Origin of the sequence: Streptomyces sp. LN549 (assembly GCF_043203805.1) — a bacterium.
In the GTDB taxonomy this organism is placed as follows: domain Bacteria; phylum Actinomycetota; class Actinomycetes; order Streptomycetales; family Streptomycetaceae; genus Streptomyces.
In genome coordinates, this window is sequence record NZ_JAZHRI010000002.1 from 6,349,083 (window position 1) to 6,367,122 (window position 18,040).

The 18,040-nt window shown below is 69.9% G+C and carries 14 protein-coding genes; 13 read left to right on the forward strand and 1 reads right to left on the reverse strand.

Annotation, left to right across the window (positions count from 1 at the left end):
* The first annotated feature begins 53 nt into the window (after positions 1-53).
* From ureA to cimA, 6 genes are all read left to right on the forward strand, one after another.
* On the forward strand, positions 54-734 hold the full coding sequence (ureA, locus tag SH922_RS28670) for an urease subunit gamma (RefSeq protein WP_393060888.1): 681 nt from the start codon (positions 54-56) through the stop codon (positions 732-734).
* A complete protein-coding gene (locus SH922_RS28675) occupies positions 731-2,419 on the forward strand; it encodes an urease subunit alpha (protein ID WP_393060890.1) in 1,689 nt (562 codons plus the stop codon). The genes ureA and SH922_RS28675 overlap by 4 nt, the downstream gene beginning before the upstream one ends.
* Positions 2,420-2,465: 46 nt before the next feature.
* Positions 2,466-3,467: an agmatine/peptidylarginine deiminase gene (locus SH922_RS28680; RefSeq protein WP_393063719.1), complete on the forward strand. Its 1,002-nt coding sequence runs from the start codon at positions 2,466-2,468 to the stop codon at positions 3,465-3,467.
* A gap of 3 nt (positions 3,468-3,470) precedes the next feature.
* A complete protein-coding gene (locus SH922_RS28685) occupies positions 3,471-4,079 on the forward strand; it encodes a TetR/AcrR family transcriptional regulator (RefSeq protein WP_393060892.1) in 609 nt (202 codons plus the stop codon).
* 97 nt (positions 4,080-4,176) lie between these two features.
* On the forward strand, positions 4,177-5,511 hold the full coding sequence (locus SH922_RS28690; protein WP_393060894.1) for an MFS transporter: 1,335 nt from the start codon (positions 4,177-4,179) through the stop codon (positions 5,509-5,511).
* A 278-nt stretch (positions 5,512-5,789) separates the two neighbouring features.
* Positions 5,790-7,397 (forward strand): citramalate synthase, encoded by a 1,608-nt coding sequence (gene cimA, locus SH922_RS28695; RefSeq protein ID WP_393060896.1) that lies wholly within the window; start codon positions 5,790-5,792, stop codon positions 7,395-7,397.
* A 58-nt stretch (positions 7,398-7,455) separates the two neighbouring features.
* Here the strand turns inward: cimA and SH922_RS28700 are convergent, their stop codons facing one another.
* Positions 7,456-9,324 (reverse strand): lectin, encoded by a 1,869-nt coding sequence (locus SH922_RS28700; protein WP_393063720.1) that lies wholly within the window; start codon positions 9,322-9,324, stop codon positions 7,456-7,458.
* Positions 9,325-9,614: 290 nt separating this feature from the next.
* On the opposite strand from SH922_RS28700, the gene SH922_RS28705 reads away from it, so the two are divergent.
* From SH922_RS28705 to SH922_RS28735, 7 genes are all read left to right on the forward strand, one after another.
* Complete coding sequence (locus SH922_RS28705; protein WP_393060898.1) at positions 9,615-10,589, forward strand: LacI family DNA-binding transcriptional regulator; 975 nt, start codon at positions 9,615-9,617, stop codon at positions 10,587-10,589.
* Positions 10,590-10,712: 123 nt separating this feature from the next.
* Entirely contained in the window at positions 10,713-12,389 is a 1,677-nt protein-coding gene (locus SH922_RS28710; RefSeq protein ID WP_393060900.1) for an ABC transporter substrate-binding protein, read from the forward strand.
* 22 nt (positions 12,390-12,411) lie between these two features.
* Positions 12,412-13,479 carry an ABC transporter ATP-binding protein gene (locus SH922_RS28715; RefSeq protein WP_393060902.1) on the forward strand — a complete coding sequence of 356 codons (1,068 nt, stop codon included), beginning with the start codon at positions 12,412-12,414 and terminating at the stop codon, positions 13,477-13,479.
* Positions 13,476-14,456, forward strand: coding sequence for an ABC transporter permease (locus tag SH922_RS28720; protein WP_326738940.1), 981 nt, complete (start codon positions 13,476-13,478; stop codon positions 14,454-14,456). Before SH922_RS28715 ends, SH922_RS28720 begins: the two co-directional genes overlap by 4 nt.
* A 4-nt stretch (positions 14,457-14,460) precedes the next feature.
* A complete protein-coding gene (locus tag SH922_RS28725; RefSeq protein ID WP_393060904.1) occupies positions 14,461-15,498 on the forward strand; it encodes an ABC transporter permease in 1,038 nt (345 codons plus the stop codon).
* Positions 15,495-16,499, forward strand: a complete 1,005-nt coding sequence (locus tag SH922_RS28730; RefSeq protein ID WP_393060906.1) for an ABC transporter ATP-binding protein — start codon at positions 15,495-15,497, stop codon at positions 16,497-16,499. The genes SH922_RS28725 and SH922_RS28730 overlap by 4 nt, the downstream gene beginning before the upstream one ends.
* 31 nt (positions 16,500-16,530) lie before the next feature.
* Positions 16,531-17,949, forward strand: coding sequence for a GH1 family beta-glucosidase (locus SH922_RS28735; RefSeq protein ID WP_393060908.1), 1,419 nt, complete (start codon positions 16,531-16,533; stop codon positions 17,947-17,949).
* The last annotated feature ends 91 nt before the right edge of the window (positions 17,950-18,040 follow it).

The window sequence follows — 18,040 nt, forward strand, 5'->3', positions numbered from 1 at the left end:
GCCTCCTCGTTAGAGTGCTGCTCTAACACTGCTTGACCAGGAGGCGTGACGACGTGCGACTGACCCCGACCGAGCGGGACCGGCTGCTGCTCTTCGGCGCCGCCGAGCTGGCCCGCGCCCGCCGGTCCCGCGGCCTGAAGCTCAATGTCCCCGAGGCCACCGCCCTGATCGCGGACACCGTCTGCGAGGCCGCCCGCGACGGGCGCCGGCTCGCCGAGGCCATCGAGGCCGCCCGCCGGGTGCTCGGCCCGGACGACGTGCTGCCCGGGGTCGCCGATGTCGTCACCGAGGTCCATGTGGAGGCCGTCTTCGACGACGGATCGCGGCTCGCCGTGGTCTCCCGGCCGCTGGGCGCCGGCCTCGGCGACGAGGCGCCCGGCGCCGTCGTGCCGGGGCCCGCCACGCCGGAGCCCGAGCCCTCCGTACGGCTGACCGTCCACAACACCGCGACCGTCCCGGTCTCCGTGACCTCGCACTTCCACTTCTTCGAGGCCAATCCGCGGCTCGACTTCGACCGGGCGACGGCGTACGGGATGCGGCTGGCCGTGCCCGCGGGATCGTCGGTCCGCTTCGGGCCGGGGGAGCGGGCCGAGGTGGGCCTGGTGCCGATCGGCGGCGACCGCGTCGCGATCGGGTTCGCCGGGCTGGTCGACGGCCCCCTGGACGCACCCGGCGCCCGCGAGGAGGCGCTGCGCCGCGCGGTGGCCTGCGGCTACCTGGGGGCCGCCCGATGAGCATCGACCCGTACGAGTACGCCTCCGTGCACGGCCCGCGCGCCGGTGACCGGGTCAGGCTCGGCGACTCCGGGCTGACCGTCAGGGTCGAGTCCGACGCCCAGAAGCCCGGCGACGAGTTCCTCGCCGGATTCGGCAAGACCGCCCGCGACGGCCTCCACCTCAAGGCCGCCGCCGTCCGGGAGACCTGCGACGTGGTGATCAGTAACGTGCTGGTCATCGATGCGGTGCAGGGCGTCCGGAAGGTGTCGATCGGCATCCGCGAGGGACGGATCTCCGCGATCGGCCGGGCCGGGAACCCGGACACCCTCGACGGGGTGGACGTCGTCGTCGGCACGGGCACGTCCATCGTGTCCGGCGAGGGCCTCATCGCGACCGCCGGCGCCGTCGACACCCATGTCCACCTGCTCTCGCCGCGGATCATGGAGGCATCGCTCGCCTCCGGCGTCACCACGGTCATCGGCCAGGAGTTCGGCCCGGTCTGGGGCGTCGGCGTGAACTCGCCGTGGGCCCTGCGCCACGCCTTCAACGCCTTCGACGCCTGGCCGGTCAACATCGGCTTCCTGGGCCGCGGTTCCTCCTCCCACCAGGCACCGCTCGTCGAGGCGCTCGCCGAGGGCGGGGCCTGCGGCTTCAAGGTCCACGAGGACATGGGGGCGCACACCCGCGCCCTGGACACCGCGCTGCGCGTCGCCGAGGAGTACGACGTCCAGGTCGCCCTGCACAGCGACGGGCTGAACGAGTGCCTGTCGGTCGAGGACACCCTGCGCGTCCTGGAGGGGCGCACCATCCACGCCTTCCACATCGAGGGCTGCGGCGGCGGGCACGTCCCCAACGTCCTGAAGATGGCCGGCGTACCGAACGTCATCGGCTCCTCCACCAACCCCACGCTCCCCTTCGGGCGGGACGCCGTCGCCGAGCACTACGGGATGATCGTCTCCGTTCACGACCTGAAGACGGACCTGCCCGGTGACGCCGCCATGGCCCGCGACCGGATCAGGGCCGGCACGATGGGTGCCGAGGACGTGCTGCACGACCTGGGTGCCATCGGGATCACCTCGTCCGACGCCCAGGGCATGGGCAGGGCAGGCGAGACCGTCCGCCGCACCTTCGCCATGGCCGGGAAGATGAGGGCCGAACTCGGCCCGATGGAGGGCGACGGACCGGGCGACGACAACGCCCGGGTGCTGCGCTACATGGCCAAGCTCACCATCAACCCGGCCATCGCCCACGGCCTCGCGCACGAGATCGGCTCCATCGAGACCGGAAAGCTCGCCGACATCGTGCTGTGGCGGCCCGAGTTCTTCGGGGCGAAGCCGCAACTGGTCCTGAAGTCAGGCTTCCCCGCCTACGGGGTCACCGGCGACCCCAACGCAGCCACCGACACCTGCGAACCCCTCGTCCTCGGACCGCAGTTCGGCGCGTACGGGGCCACCGCCGCCGATCTCTCGGTCGCCTTCGTCTCGCAGGCAGCCACCCAGCTGGGGGCCGACGCCATGCCGACCCGCAGACGCCGCGTCGGCGTCCGGGGCACCCGCTCCATCGGCCCCGCCGACCTGCGCCTCAACTCCCGTACCGGAACGGTCGACGTGGACGCGCGCAGCGGCCTCGTCACCCTGGACGGCGACCCGCTCCGTTCCGAACCCGCCGAGTCGGTCTCCCTCAACCGGCTCTACTTCCTCTGACCTCCCCGTCCGCCGAACCCTCCAAGGACCCGCCGTGACCTTCCGCATGCCGCCCGAATGGGCCCCGCACGAACGCACCTGGATGGCCTGGCCCGGCCCCAACCCCACCTTCGCCGCCGCGGCCGAACTGGACGAGGCCCGCCGCGCCTGGGCCGCCGTCGCCCACGCCGTCCGCCGCTTCGAACCCGTCACGATGGTCGTCGGCCCCGGCCAGGAGGACAGCGCCCGCGCCCTGCTCGGCCCGGACGTCGAACTCGCGGTGCGCCCGCTCGACGACGCCTGGATGCGCGACATCGGCCCCACGTTCGTCACCGACGGCCGCGAACTGGCCGCCGTCGACTGGACGTTCAACGGCTGGGGCGCCCAGGGCTGGGCCCGCTGGGAGCACGACCGCCACATCGCCCGCTCCGTCGCCGAGCTCGCCGGTGTCCCCGTGCACAGCTCGCCGCTGGTCAACGAGGGCGGCGCGATCCATGTCGACGGCGAGGGCACCGTGCTGCTCACGGAGACCGTCCAGCTCGGCAAGGAACGCAACCCCGACCGGACCCGCGAGCAGGTCGAGGCCGAGATCCACGCGCGCCTGGGCACCAGGAAGGCGATCTGGCTGCCCCGTGGCCTGTCCGGGGACTACGGCACGTACGGCACGCTCGGCCACGTCGACATCGTCGCCGCCTTCGCCCGCCCCGGCACCGTCGTCGCCCACGTCCAGCCGGACCCGGCCCACCCCGACCACGAGATCACCCGGGAGACCGTCCGCATCCTGCGCGCCGCCACCGACGCGAAGGGGCGGCCGCTGGAGGTCGTGGAGGTCCTCGCGCCCACCGTGCTGAGGGCCGGCGGGGAGTGGGTCGACTACTCCTACATCAACCACTACCTCTGCAACGGCGGCGTCGTCCTGTGCGCCTTCGGCGACCCGCGCGACGAGCTCGCCGCCGGGATTTTCCGCCGGCTCTTCCCCGGCCGTACGGTGACACTCGTCGACGCCCGCGCGATCTTCGCCGGGGGCGGCGGCATCCACTGCATCACCCAGCAGCAGCCGAAGGTCTGAACCGTGTCCACCGCCCCGCGCCGCCGCAACACCGCCCCGCCCCGCGAGGACGTGCTCGCCGCCGTCATGGCGACCGTCGCCGAACGCGGCCTCGACGGCCTCACGATGGCCGGGCTCGGCCGCGAGGTCGGCATGAGCAGCGGTCACCTCCTCTACTACTTCCGTACCAAGGACGAACTGCTGCTCCAGACCCTGGAGTGGAGCGAGAACCGGCTCGGGGACCGGCGGCGCCGGCTGTTGTCCCGGCCCGGGACGGTCCGTGAACGGCTCGACGCGTACATCGCCCTCTACCTCCCCGCCGGCCACCGCGACCCGCACTGGACGCTCTGGCTGGAGGTCTGGAACCGCTCGCGCGACGCCGACGACGACGCGCGCGCCCGGCAGGCCGCGATCGAGGGCGCCTGGCACCGCGACCTGGTGGCGCTGCTCGCCGAGGGAGGCTCGCGCGGGGAGTTCCGCCGGGTCGACGCCGAACACTTCGCCACCCGGCTGCGCGCCCTGCTCGACGGTTTCAGCGTCCATGTGGCGGTCGGCATCCCCGGCACCGGCCGGGACCAGGCCCTGTCCCGCGTGGCGGAGTTCGTCGACGAATCGCTGACCGCCACCGGCTGACGTCACCCGCCCGTGAACGAAACGCACGTAAGTACGCGCGATCGTTGCGCCCTGCACCCTTGTTGGACTTCCGGCGGTTCGGGCACGGTGGCCAACCATGGGACGAGAGCAGTGGAAGAAAATCTGGGTCGGCTCGGCCGGCAACATGGTCGAGTGGTTCGACTGGTTCGTGTACGCGACCTTCGCGGTCTACTTCGCGGACTCGTTCTTTCCCGAAGGCAACGAGACCGCCAACCTCATGAACACCATGGGCATCTTCGCCGTCGGCTTCTTCATGCGGCCGGTCGGCGGCTGGCTCCTCGGCCGGATCGGTGACCGCAAGGGCCGCAAGGCCGCGCTCACCCTGACCGTCACCCTCATGTCGGCCTCCGCGGTCCTCATCGCGATCGCACCGACCTACGACGTCGCCGGGTACGGAGGCGTCGCCGTACTGATGGTGGCCCGGCTGCTCCAGGGGCTGTCCGTCGGCGGTGAGTACGCGGCCAGCGCCACCTACCTCACCGAGGCATCCGCACCCGAGAAGCGCGGCTTCGCCTCCAGCTTCCAGTACGTGTCCATGACCGCGGGACAGCTCGTGGGCCTCGGCCTCCAGATCGTCCTGCAGCGCAACATGTCCGAGGCGGCGCTGCACAGCTGGGGCTGGCGCATCCCGTTCGTCGTCGGCGCACTCGGCGCGGGCATCGTCTTCTACCTGCGCCGCTCCATGCTGGAGACCGAGGTGTACGCCGACTCCGGAGCCGCCGAGCAGCAGGACCGCGGCACGCTGAAGGTGCTGTGGCAGCACCGGCGCGAGGCGTTCCTGGTGATGGCCCTGACCATGGGCGGCACCGTCGCCTACTACACGTACACGACCTACCTCACGAAGTTCCTCTCCAAGAGCGCCGGCATGGAGAAGTCCACCGCCTCGCTCGTCAGCTTCTGCGCGCTGTTCGTCTTCATGTGCATCCAGCCGCTGGCCGGAATGCTGTCCGACCGGATCGGCCGCCGCCCGCTGCTGATCACCTTCGCCGTCGGCTCGACCTTCCTGACCGTGCCGATCATGACGATGCTCAAGCACGCCGACACCTTCTGGCCGGCGCTCGGCCTGGCGCTGCTCGCCCTGGTCGTGATCACCGGCTACACCTCCATCAACGCCTGCGTGAAGGCCGAGCTCTTCCCGACCGGCATCCGGGCCCTGGGCGTCGGTCTCTCGTACGCCGTCGCCAACGCCCTCTTCGGCGGCACCGCCGAGTACGTGGCGCTGTGGTTCAAGAACGCCGGCGCCGAATCCGGCTTCTACTGGTACGTGGCAGGTTGCGCCGCGGTCTCACTGGTCGTCTACCTGACCATGCGTGAGACCCGCGACATCGACCTGAACCGGGTCACCGCCGCCGGGCGGGCCGGGGAGCAGACGCAGCCGGCCGGAGCGACGAGCGTCACGCCCGCATCCTGAGACGGGGCGGGGCACGGAAGCGGTCCTGTGCCAGACTGCTTCCGTGTCCTCGTGCGTCATGATTATTGGCAACAGGCGCGCCGGTCCGCAGTGACCGTCCCGTACCACCATGTACGGCACGGCCATCGTGCCCCAGACCCGCGCGCAGACCTCTCGCACCCGCGAGGGGTTTTTTGTTTTCCGGCCCTCACCACCGGCCGGGACGAGGCGCGCGGGATGATGGGGGCAAGTGGAGTCAGATCGTCCGGATCCACTCATCCGACAGGAGTCAGATCAGCATGACCACCAAGGCCAAGCCCACCGACGACAGTTTCCATGTCTTCGACACCACGCTGCGCGACGGTGCCCAGCGTGAAGGCATCAACCTGACGGTCGCGGACAAGCTGACCATCGCCCGGCACCTGGACGATTTCGGCGTCGGTTTCATCGAGGGCGGCTGGCCGGGAGCCAACCCCCGCGACACCGAGTTCTTCGCCCGCGCGCGCCAGGAGATCGAGTTCAAGAACGCCGAACTGGTCGCCTTCGGCGCGACCCGCAGGGCCGGCGGCAAGGCGGCCGAGGACCCGCAGGTCAAGGCGCTGCTGGAGTCGGGCGCCCCGGTGATCACCCTGGTGGCCAAGTCGCACGACCGCCATGTGGAACTCGCCCTGCGCACCACACTGGAGGAGAACCTGGAGATGGTGCGTGACACCGTCTCCTACCTGGCCGGCCAGGGCCGCCGGGTCTTCGTCGACTGCGAGCACTTCTTCGACGGCTACCGCGCCAACGCCGGGTACGCCAAGGCCGTCGTCCGGACCGCGTCCGAGGCGGGCGCCGACGTCGTCATCCTCTGCGACACCAACGGCGGGATGCTCCCGGCCCAGATCCAGGCCGTCGTCGCCACCGTCCTGGCCGACACCGGTGCCCGCCTCGGCATCCACACCCAGGACGACACCGGCTGCGCCGTCGCCAACACCCTGGCCGCCGTCGACGCGGGCGCCACGCACGTCCAGTGCACCGCCAACGGCTACGGCGAACGGGTCGGCAACGCCAACCTCTTCCCCGTCGTCGCGGCGCTGGAGCTCAAGTACGGCAAGACCGTCCTCCCCGAGGGCGCGCTCGCCGACATGACCCGCGTCTCGCACGCCATCGCCGAGGTCGTCAACCTCACGCCCTCCACCCACCAGCCCTACGTCGGTGTCTCGGCCTTCGCGCACAAGGCCGGGCTGCACGCCTCCGCGATCAAGGTCGACCCGGACCTGTACCAGCACATCGACCCCTCGCTGGTCGGCAACACGATGCGGATGCTCGTCTCCGACATGGCGGGCCGCGCCTCCATCGAGCTCAAGAGCCAGGAACTCGGCATCGACCTCGGCGGCAACCGCGAGCTCATCGGCCGGGTCGTGGAGCGGGTCAAGGAGCGCGAGCTCCGGGGCTACACCTACGAGGCGGCCGACGCCTCCTTCGAACTGCTGCTGCGCGCCGAGGCCGAGGGCCGGGTACGCCGGTACTTCCGCATCGAGTCCTGGCGCGCGATCGTCGAGGACCGCCCCGACGGCACCCACGCCAACGAGGCGACCGTGAAGCTGTGGGCGAAGGGCGAGCGCATCGTCGCGACCGCAGAGGGCAACGGACCGGTCAACGCCCTGGACCGGGCGCTGCGGGTCGCCCTGGAGCGGATCTACCCGCAGCTCGCCAAGCTGGAGCTGATGGACTACAAGGTCCGCATCCTGGAGGGCCGCACCGGCACCGACTCCACCACCCGCGTCCTGATCACCACCGGTGACGGCACCGCCGACTGGTCGACCGTGGGCGTCGCCGAGAACATCATCGCGGCGTCCTGGCAGGCCCTGGAGGACGCGTACACCTTCGGTCTGCTGCGCGCGGGGATCGAGCCGACGGAGTAGGGCGGGCGCACGGCGGCCGCGGACCGGGCCCGGTCCGCGGCCGCCGTGCACGCGTCTGCTACCCGAGGTGCCACTTCTGGTTGGCCGCTCCCGTGCACGTCCAGATCTGGGTGCGGGCCCCGTTCGCCGTCGACTGGTCGATCACGTCGAGGCACTTGTCCGCGGCCGTGTTGACGACGTCGCCCGTTGAGGCGTTGTACGTCCAGCGCTGCGCCGCGGAACCGTTGCAGGTGTACAGCTGGACCTTCGCCCCGTTCGCCGTCGAGCCCGAGGTCACGTCCAGGCAGGCCCCGAGGGTGCGGATGGAGCCGTCGCTCTGGACGGTCCAGCGCTGGTTGGCCGCGCCCGTGCAGTCCCAGAGCTGGACGGGGGTGCCGTCGGCGCCGGTGTTGCCCGTGGCGTCGAGGCACTTGCCGCCGGGACCGGACAGGGCTCCCGACGACGCGTCCGCCCCGGACTGCGTCCCCGACCAGGTGAACGTCGCCGACGTGCGGGCGGGCAGCGAGTAAGTGAACTTCTGACCACCCCAGTTGACCGTCACCTGCTGGGCCGAGCCGCCGCCGTTGTACGCGATCAGCGCCTTCGAGCCGTCCGGGTTGCGCCAGGCGACATTGGGCACCGTGGAGCTGGCCGTGGAGGAGATCCGGGAGGCGCCCGGGCGGACGAACTTGGTCAGGTGGCCCATCGTGTAGTACTCGATGTTGTAGTCCACCTGGCCGCTCCTGCTGTCCCCGTTGTGCACGGTGATCAGCCCGTCGCAGGTGCCGCAGCCGCCGTTGTGCGGGCCGCGGTTCTGGTCCACCGCCAGGGACCACTTGGTCACCGACTTCGCCCAGTTGCGGGTGTAATCGATGATGTTCAGCATGTCCTCGCGCTGCTGGTCGGCGATCCAGGTGCCGCCCGAGTGCTCGGTCTGGAACGCGTCCATCGACGGGTACTGGTTGTGCACCGTCGTCTGCTTGGCGATGTCACCGCCGTACCCGTGCCAGGCCACCCCGCCGAAGTTGGGGTGGTTGCGCACGGCCGCGTCGTCCACGGTGGCCGCGGCGTACGCGTCGTAGGTGTCCCAGTTCCAGTCGTGCGCGAGCACCTTGGTGGCCAGGCCCGCCGACGCCAGCTTCGGCAGCAGCTCGCTCTTGGTGAAGTAGGCCAGCCCGGAGCCGTTCCAGCTCATCGAGGGATAGCCCGAACAGCACGTCGGCTCGTTCTGCGTGGTGACGTAGTCGACCGGGACGCCCTGGTCGCGGTAGGCCTGGAGGTACTTCACGAAGTAGTCGGCGTACGCGCCGTAGTTCTCCGCCTTCAGCCAGCCGCCGTTCAGCTGCCCGCTGTCCTTCATCCACGCCGGAGCCGTCCACGGGGAAGCCACCGTCGTCAGCGCGGGGTTGAGCTGCCTGGCCTGTTTCGTCAGCGGCAGCACATCCTCCAGATCGTGTGCGATCGAGAAGTTCGACAGCGAGGGGTCGCTCTGCCCCGCGGGCATGTCGTCGTACGTGTAGCCGTACCGCGCCAGGTCCGAACCGCCCATCGGATTGCGTACGAACGACAGCCCGATGCCGTCCGTGGGGGAGAAGAGCTTCTTCATCGTGGCGTCGCGGGTCGCCTGGCTCAGCGCCCCGCTGCTCTTCATCAGATACGCCGCGGTGTCGGTGAACGAGGCGCCGCCGCCGGTGAAGGTCTGGTAGCGGGTGTTCTCGTCGACCGTGATGTTCGTACCGCCGCCCCCGTTCCCGGCCCCGAACGCGACCGGGGTCTGGGCCTCCAGGCCCCGGGTGACATGCCGGCCGCCGGAGTCGTCGGTGGTGGTGAGGGCGATGTTCACCGGTTCGCCCGCGGCCTGCGCGGTACCGGACGAGAGCCCGGTGAGGCCGGCGGTCGCGAGCACGGCGGCGAGCAGCGCCCTCGCCGCCCTTCCTGATCGGATCATGGCTGATGCCTTCCTCGGCGGGAGCGTGGGGGACGTGCCGTCGAACGAGGCGAGAGTGAACTGCTCTTGCGTGCTCACGTCAAGAGTTTGCGCGTTCAGGACTTGAACGCAAGCGCGTTCCTGGCCGCTCCGAGGATGGGTACGGACCAATCTCGGTGTGAAGTATTGACGGCTCTGTTCCAGCGGGGTTAACTCACGCCACCAACGCCGGTACCGGTTCCGGAACCGGTTGCGGTACCGGTTCCACAGCCGTTCGTTCGCTCTGTCCCGTTGTGTCCTGGAGGCCCCCGATGCGTGTCACCATCGCTGATGTCGCCCGCGAGGCCGGCGTCAGCAAGACGACCGTCTCCCGGGTCATCAACACCAAGGGGGAAGTGGACGGTTCGACGGCCGCCCGTGTTCGTGAAGTGATCGCACAGCTCGGATATGTGCCCAGCTCCGGCGCCGTCGGTCTGGCCCGCGGCAGCAGCCGTACGGTCGGCATGCTGGTGCCCTCGCTGACCTGGCCGTGGATGGGCGAGGTGCTTCAGGGCGTCGTCGACACCGTCGAGGCCGCCGACTACGGGCTGCTGCTCTTCACCTGCAACCGCGGGGTCGAGTCCGTGGAGCGCTTCACCAGCCAGGTGTCGGCACGGGCCTTCGACGGACTGGTCGTCGTCGAACCCGAGAACACCATGGACCACCTCACCGCACTGCACCGCGGTGGCCTGCCGATCGTGCTGATCGACGATCGCGGCAACCACCCCGAGTTCCCCTCCGTCGTGACCACCAACTACGAAGGAGGCGCGTCGGCCGCCCGCCATCTGCGGGCTGCCGGCCGCACCAGGCCCCTGGTCATCACGGGCCCCCAGGACTTCGGCTGCGTACGCGACCGGCTGGAAGGATTCGTCTCCGTCCTGCCCACCGACCTCGTCGTCCGCGGGGACTTCACCGAGCTCTGCGGCCGTCAGGCCGTCGAGCAACTCCTCGCCTCCGGCGTTGAGTTCGACTCGGTCTTCGCGCACAACGACATCACCGCGGCAGGTGTGCTGCGGGCGCTGCGCGCCGCGGGGCGGACCGTGCCCGGCGACATCGCGGTGGTCGGATTCGACGACATCCCGATGGCCGAGCACACCGAACCGCCGCTCACCACCGTGCGCCAGCCCACCCGGCAGATGGGTGAGACGGCCGCACGGATGCTGCTCTCCCACCTCGGCGGCACGGCCGTACCCGACGCACCCGTCGTGCTGCCCACCGAACTGGTCGTGCGCCACTCGGCGCCCTAGCAGCCCGGGCTCCGGCCCGTCTGCACCCGCACCACCCGCACCACCCGCACCGCCCGTACCCGGCGCGCCGAGCGCTGCCCTCTTCCGGATCTCCCAGACCCGCCAGTCCCTCCTGGAGTCGCCATGTCCGCACGCCGTCACCACACGCTCAGAGCGGTCGCGCTCGCCACCGCGGTGGTCGCGCTCGCCGCCGGATGCTCGTCAGCCAACTCGAACCACAACAAGAGCGGCAGCGGCGCCTCCGGCGTCCTGAACATCGGCAAGCCGGACGGGCCGCAGACGAACAACAGCAACCCGTTCCTGAACACCTCGGCCGGTGCCACCCTCGGCTACCGCTTCATGATCTACGAGCCGCTGGCGATGGTGAGCCAGATCCGGCCCACCGCCAAGGCCGACCCGTGGCTGGCGTCGAACTGGACGTGGGACCTCAACTTCACCAAGGTCACCTTCACGCTGAACGACAAGGCGAAGTGGGCCGACGGCAAGCCGGTGACCGCAGAGGACGTGGCGTTCACCTTCAACCTGCTGAAGAAGCACCCGGCGCTCAACGGCGACGGCATCGCGTACGACGGCGTGAAGGTCCTGGGCAAGAAGGTCGTTCTGACCTTCGAGGACTCGCAGTACGTCAACCAGAACAAGATCATCCAGCAGTTCGTCGTGCCCAAGCACATCTGGGAAGGCGTCAAGAACCCGGAGACCTGGCCCAACCGCACCCCCGTGGGCTCGGGCCCGTACAAGCTCAAGACGTTCACCCCGCAGACCACTACGCTGACCGCCACGCCCACGTACTGGAAGGGCGAGACGAAGGTCAAGGAGCTGCGCTACAGCACCTACAACGACAACAGCGCCGCCACCACCGCGCTGGCCAGCGGCAAGCTGGAGTGGTCGTTCGTCTTCATGCCGAACTACAAGCAGCTGTTCATCTCCAAGGACCCCAAGAACCACAAGCTGTGGTTCCCCTCCGGTCTCGGCATCCACGGACTGTGGTTCAACACCGCCCGCAAGCCGTTCGACAACCCGGCGCTGCGCAAGGCCATGGCGATGGTCGTCGACCGCAACGCGATCTACACCCAGGCCGAGGCGACCCTCTACCCGGAGATCACCAACCCGACCGGTATCCCGCTGCCCGCCGGCAAGTCCTTCATCGCCCCCGAGTACCGGAACGCCACCACCAAGCCCGATGTCGAGGGCGCCAAGAAGGTCCTGGAGAAGGCCGGCTTCACTCTCAGTGGCGGTGTGCTGAAGGACCCGAGCGGCAAGGCCGTGAAGCTCACCTTCACCGACCCCGCGGGCTGGAACGACTACATCACCGGTCTCGCGATCATCAAGGACAACATCAAGAAGATCGGCATCGAGGCCAAGGTCAAGACGCAGACTGCCGAGGCCTGGGGTGCGGACGTCGCCAACGGCAACTTCGACGCCACCCTGCACTGGACCAACAGCGGTGCCACCCCGTACGACATGTACCAGAACATCATGGACGGCGCGCTGCTCCAGCCGATCGGCAAGGCCTCCCAGCTCGGCAACTTCGGCCGCTTCAAGAGCCCCGAGGCCACCGAGGCGCTCAAGGACTTCGCCGGCGCCACGACCGACACCGCCCGCACCACCGCCATGAACACCCTCCAGAAGATCATGGTCGAGGAGGCGCCGATGATTCCCACCGCCGCCGCCCCCATCGGGGCCGAGTACTCCACCAAGAACTGGGTGGGCTGGCCCACCGAGGCCGACCCGTACGCCGACCCGCAGCACACCCAGCGCTCGGCGCTGGAAGTCGTGCTGAAGCTCAAGCCGTCCAAGTAGGACAGGGATCCAGGTACCGGCCATGTCTGAACAGACAGAGAAGAACCACGTCGTGCTCGAAGCACGCGGAGTCACCAAGCACTTCGCCGTACGGCGCACCGGCCGCGATCTCCTCGCGGGCAAGCGCCGCAGCGTCCACGCCGTCGACGACGTCTCGCTGCAACTGCGGCGCGGCACCGTCACGGCACTGGTGGGGGAGTCGGGCTCCGGAAAGTCCACCGTCGCCAGACTGCTCGCTCAGCTGTATCCGCTCACCGAGGGCGAGATCCACCTGGGCGGCCAGCCGGTGAAGGCCGGACGTGGCCGGTCCTTCCGCAGTTACGTACGCCGGGTCCAGCTCATCTTCCAGGACCCGTTCGCCTCGCTGAACCCCGTACACACCGTGCGCTACCACCTCACCCGCGCCCTCAAGATCCACGGCCGGGCGGGCAGCGGCGAGGCGGAACTGGAAGAGAACCTGACCGCTCTGCTGAACCGCGTCCAGCTGACTCCTCCTCATCAGTACCTGGACAAGTTCCCGCACGAGCTGTCGGGAGGTCAGCGCCAGCGCGTGGCCATCGCCCGCGCGCTCGGCGCCGACCCCCAGGTCCTCCTCGCCGACGAGCCCGTCTCGATGCTGGACGTCTCGATCCGGCTCGGGGTGCTCAACCTGCTCAAGGACCTCAAGGACCGCATGCACCTCGCGATCCTCTACATCACCCACGACATCGCGTCCGCCCGCTACTTCGCGGACTCCACGCTCGTCATGTACGCGGGCCGGATCGTCGAGGGCGGTGACAGCGAGACCGTCACCCAGCGCCCCGCCCACCCCTACACCCAGCTGCTGATCGCCTCGGCGCCCGACCCGGACCGGGTCGTCGACGAGGAGGAGCAGGAGGAGACCGGCAGCGGCGAGCCACCGTCGCTCATCGACCCGCCGGCCGGCTGCCGGTTCCACCCCCGCTGCCCCAAGGCGATGGAGCGCTGCCGCACCGAACTGCCGCCGCGCTTCGACCTCGCCGACGGCCAGTGGGCCGCCTGCTGGCTGTACGACGGGACCACCGGCGACGCCACCACCACCGACGACCACGAGAAGGAGGCTGCGAAGTGAAGTACCTGCTCCAACGGCTCGCCTTCTACCTGGTCACCGCGTGGGCCGCGATCACCATCAACTTCTTCATCCCGCGACTGATGCCCGGCGACCCGGTGCAGTCCCTCATCGCCCGCTTCCAGGGACAGCTGGACACCAGCGCCATCGCGTCGCTCAAGGCCCTCTTCGGCCTGGACAAGCACCAGTCGCTCTGGCAGCAGTACACCGACTACTGGAGTCATCTGCTCGACGGCGACCTCGGTCTGTCCTTCACCTTCTTCCCGACGCCGGTGAGCGAGGTCATCGCCCAGTCGCTGCCGTGGACGCTCGCCCTCGTCGGCATCACCACGCTCATCAGCTTCGTGCTCGGCACCGGCATCGGGGTCTTCACCGGCTGGCGGCGCGGCTCCTGGATGGACAGCCTGCTGCCCGTCACCACGTTCATCTCGGCCATCCCGTACTTCTGGCTCGGCCTCATCGCCATCTCACTGTTCGCCGTGAAGTGGCCGCTCTTCCCGGCCGCCGGCGGCTACGACAACTCGCTGGTGCCCGCCTTCGACTGGCCGTTCATCTCCAGCGCGCTCTACCACGGGGTGCTGCCCGGCCTCACGATCGTGCTCAGCGCGGTGGCCGGCTGGATCCTCGGCATGCGCAACATGATGGTGACGGTGTCGAGCGAGGACTACGTCATGGTCGCCCAGGCCAAGGGGCTCTCCGAGCGCCGCGTGATGTTCGGGTACGCCGCCCGCAACGCGATCCTGCCCAACATCTCCGGCTTCGCCCTCTCCCTGGGCTTCATCGTCGGCGGCACGCTCCTGGTGGAGATGGTCTTCTCCTACCCGGGCATCGGCTACCAGCTCTTCCAGGGCGTGGGAGCCAAGGACTACCCCCTCATGCAGGGCGTCTTCCTCATCATCACGCTCTCCGTCCTCGCGGCGAACCTCCTCGCCGACGTGCTCTACATGCTCCTCGACCCCCGTACCCGAAGGGAGGCGTAGGGACATGGCCGTCACCGCCACCGAAGTCGCCGTACTCGACGCGACCGAGACCCCGGCCGCGAGCAAGCGCAGGTTCCGTTTCCTGCGCGGCCGCAAGACCGTCGTCGGACTCGGCATCCTGCTGTTCTTCGTGCTGATCGCCGTCATCGGCCCGTGGATCGCCCCGTACGACCCCGACACGATGAGCAGCGAACTGCTCCAGCCGCCGTCCGGCTCCCACTGGTTCGGCACCACGCAGACCGGCCAGGACGTGCTCTCGCAGATCCTCGTCGGCACCCGAGGCGTCCTCGTCGTCGGATTCGTCGCGGGCATCATCGCCACGGCCCTGTCCGTGCTGATCGGCGTCAGCGCCGGCTTCCTCGGCGGCACCGCCGACGAAGTGCTCTCGCTGCTCTCCAACGTCTTCCTCGTCATCCCCGGACTGCCGCTGATCATCATCATCGCCAGCTTCGTCTCCGACACCGGCGACCTGCTGATCGCCGCCGTCATCGCCCTGACCTCCTGGGCCTGGGGAGCCCGGGTGCTGCGCGCCCAGACGCTCTCCCTGCGCCGCCGGGACTACGTCGAGGCGGCCCGCGCCACCGGTGAGTCGACCTGGCGGATCATCCTCTTCGAGGTGCTCCCCAACCTGACCGCCGTCATCGCGTCCGGCTTCGTCGGCACCGTCATCTTCGCGATCCTCTCCGAGATCACGCTCGCCTTCATCGGCGTCGCCGACATCTCCAACTGGAACTGGGGGACCGTCCTGTTCTGGGCGCAGTCCAACCAGGCACTCGCCCAGGGCGCGTGGTGGTGGTTCGTCCCGGCCGGGCTCTGCATCGCGCTGCTCGGAATGTCGCTCGCCCTCATCAACTTCGGCATCGACGAGTTCGTCAACCCGCGCCTGCGCACCGAGACCGGCGGCTCCCGGAAGGTCCGCATGCGCGTCGGCTTCACCCCCGTGGCCCGTACCGGCACCCCCGCGGCCCGTACCGGCACCTCCGAGGCCGGCTTCACCCCCGTGGCCCGTACCGGCACCTCCGAGAAGGAAACCCGCTCATGAGCGAGCCCGTCCTCACCATCAGCGGCCTCAACGTGGACTACGGGACCGGCGCGGACGCCGTACACGCGCTGCGTGACATCGACCTCACCCTGCACCGCGGCGAAGTCCTCGGCCTCGCGGGGGAGTCGGGCTCCGGCAAGTCCACCCTGGCCTACGCCGTCACCCGGCTGCTCTCCCCGCCCGGCGTGATCACCGGCGGCGAGGTCCACTACCACCAGCGCGACGGCGAGGCGCTCGACCTGCTGACCCTGTCGGCGCCCGAGCTGCGCGCCTTCCGCTGGCAGGAGCTGTCGATCGTCTTCCAGGGCGCGATGAACTCCCTCAACCCGGTGCACACGGTCCACAGCCAGCTCACCGACGTACTCCAGGCCCACCGCCCGGAGATGAAGAAGAGTGAACGGACCGCGCGGGCCAAGGAACTGCTCAACCTGGTCGGCATCTCCGCCGACCGGCTCGGTGCCTATCCGCACCAGCTCTCCGGCGGAATGCGCCAGCGCGTGATGATCGCGATGGCCCTCGCGCTGGAGCCCGAGATCGTCATCATGGACGAGCCCACGACGGCGCTCGACGTCGTCATGCAGCGCCAGATCCTGCGCCAGCTGGTCAAGCTCCGTGAGGAACTCGGCTTCTCCGTCGTCTTCATCACGCACGACATCTCCCTCCTCATCGAGTTCTCCGACCGGATCGCGATCATGTACGGCGGACGGATCGTCGAGGAAGCCGGCGCGTCCGACATCTACCGCGACCCCCGCCACCCGTACAGCGACGGGCTGCTGCACTCCTTCCCCGCGCTGCACGGCCCCCGCCGCGAGCTCAGCGGCATCCCGGGCTCGCCCCCGCACCTGTCCGCGATGCCGGCCGGCTGCGCCTTCCACCCCCGCTGCGCCAAGAAGGTCGACGGCTGCGACACCCACGTCCCGGTGCTCGCCGCACCGGACGGGGACGGCTCCCGCTCGGTGGCCTGCTGGCTGCACAAGGAAGCCCCCGCCGCCCGCTCGTAGCGTCGTACGCCACGCACACCACAGGAGAACCATGAACCTCGTCACCCCCCAGGCCTACGCCCGCGAGCTCGCCGCCCAGGCCGTACCCGGTCTGCCCGCCGACTTCCGCTGGGGCGTCGCCACAGCCGCCTACCAGATCGAGGGAGCGGCGGCCGAGGACGGCAGAACGCCGTCCATCTGGGACACGTACTGCAGGGTGCCGGGCATGGTCGTCCGCGGCGAGAACGGCGACGTGGCCTGCGACCACTACCACCGGATGCCCGAGGACGTGCAGCTGATCGCCGACCTGGGCGTCGACACGTACCGCTTCTCGCTGGCCTGGCCCCGCATCCAGCCGGGCGGCCGAGGCCCGGCCAACGCGAAGGGCCTGGACTTCTACAAGCGCCTGGTCGACGAGCTGGACGCCAGGGGCGTCACCCCGTGGGTCACCCTCTACCACTGGGACCTGCCGCAGGAGCTGGAGGACGCGGGCGGCTGGCCGGCCCGCGACACCGCCTACCGCTTCGCCGAGTACGCCGCCCTCGCCTACGACGCCCTGGGCGACCGGGTGAAGCACTGGACCACGCTGAACGAGCCGTGGTGCTCGGCGATGCTCGGTTACGCGTACGGCAACCAGGCCCCCGGCCGGAAGAACTTCGGCGAGGCGATCCACGCCGTCCACCACCTGCTCCTCGGCCACGGCCTCGCCTCGCAGTACATGCGGGAACAGGCCGCCGCCCGCGGCAACGAGATCGAAATCGGCATCACCCTCAACCTGGGCACCGCAACGCCCGAGACCGACAGACACGAGGACGCCGAGGCAGCCCGCCGCGCCGACGGACTCGGCGCCCGCCTCTACCTGGACCCGGTCGTCAAGGGTGCCTACCCCGAGGACATCGTCGCCGACCTCGCCGCCCAGGGCGTCGAACTCCCGGTCCAGGACGGTGACCTGGAGGTCATCTCCACCCCGCTGGACGTCCTCGGCGTCAACTTCTACCGCGGCTCCCTCTTCTCCGGCGTGACCGAGGACGGCGCGACGACGGACGCCGACGGCCTGCCCGTCACCCGCGTCGTCGAGCGCGACCTGCCCCGTACCGCCATGGACTGGGAGATCACCCCCACCGCCCTCACCGACCTGCTCGTCCGTCTGGAGAAGGACTACGGCCTCCCGACGGTCATCACCGAGAACGGTGCCGCCTTCGACGACACCGTCTCCGCGGACGGCGAGGTCCACGACGCCGACCGCACCACCTATCTCGCCGACCACATCGCCGCCGTCGCCGACGCCCGTGCACAAGGGGCCGACGTCCGGGGGTACTTCGCCTGGTCGCTGATGGACAACTTCGAGTGGTCCTACGGCTACGACAAGCGATTCGGCATCGTCCGCGTCGACTACGACACGCAGGTGCGGACGCTCAAGGACAGCGCCAAGTGGTACCGCGACACCATCCACCTCACCCGCAACGCGTAGGGCCTGTCCGGCGGATCATGGCCGGGGTCACGGCGCCTGGCCGACCCTGATCCGCCGGACAGGCCCCGGCCGCGCCCGAGCGCGCGCCCGC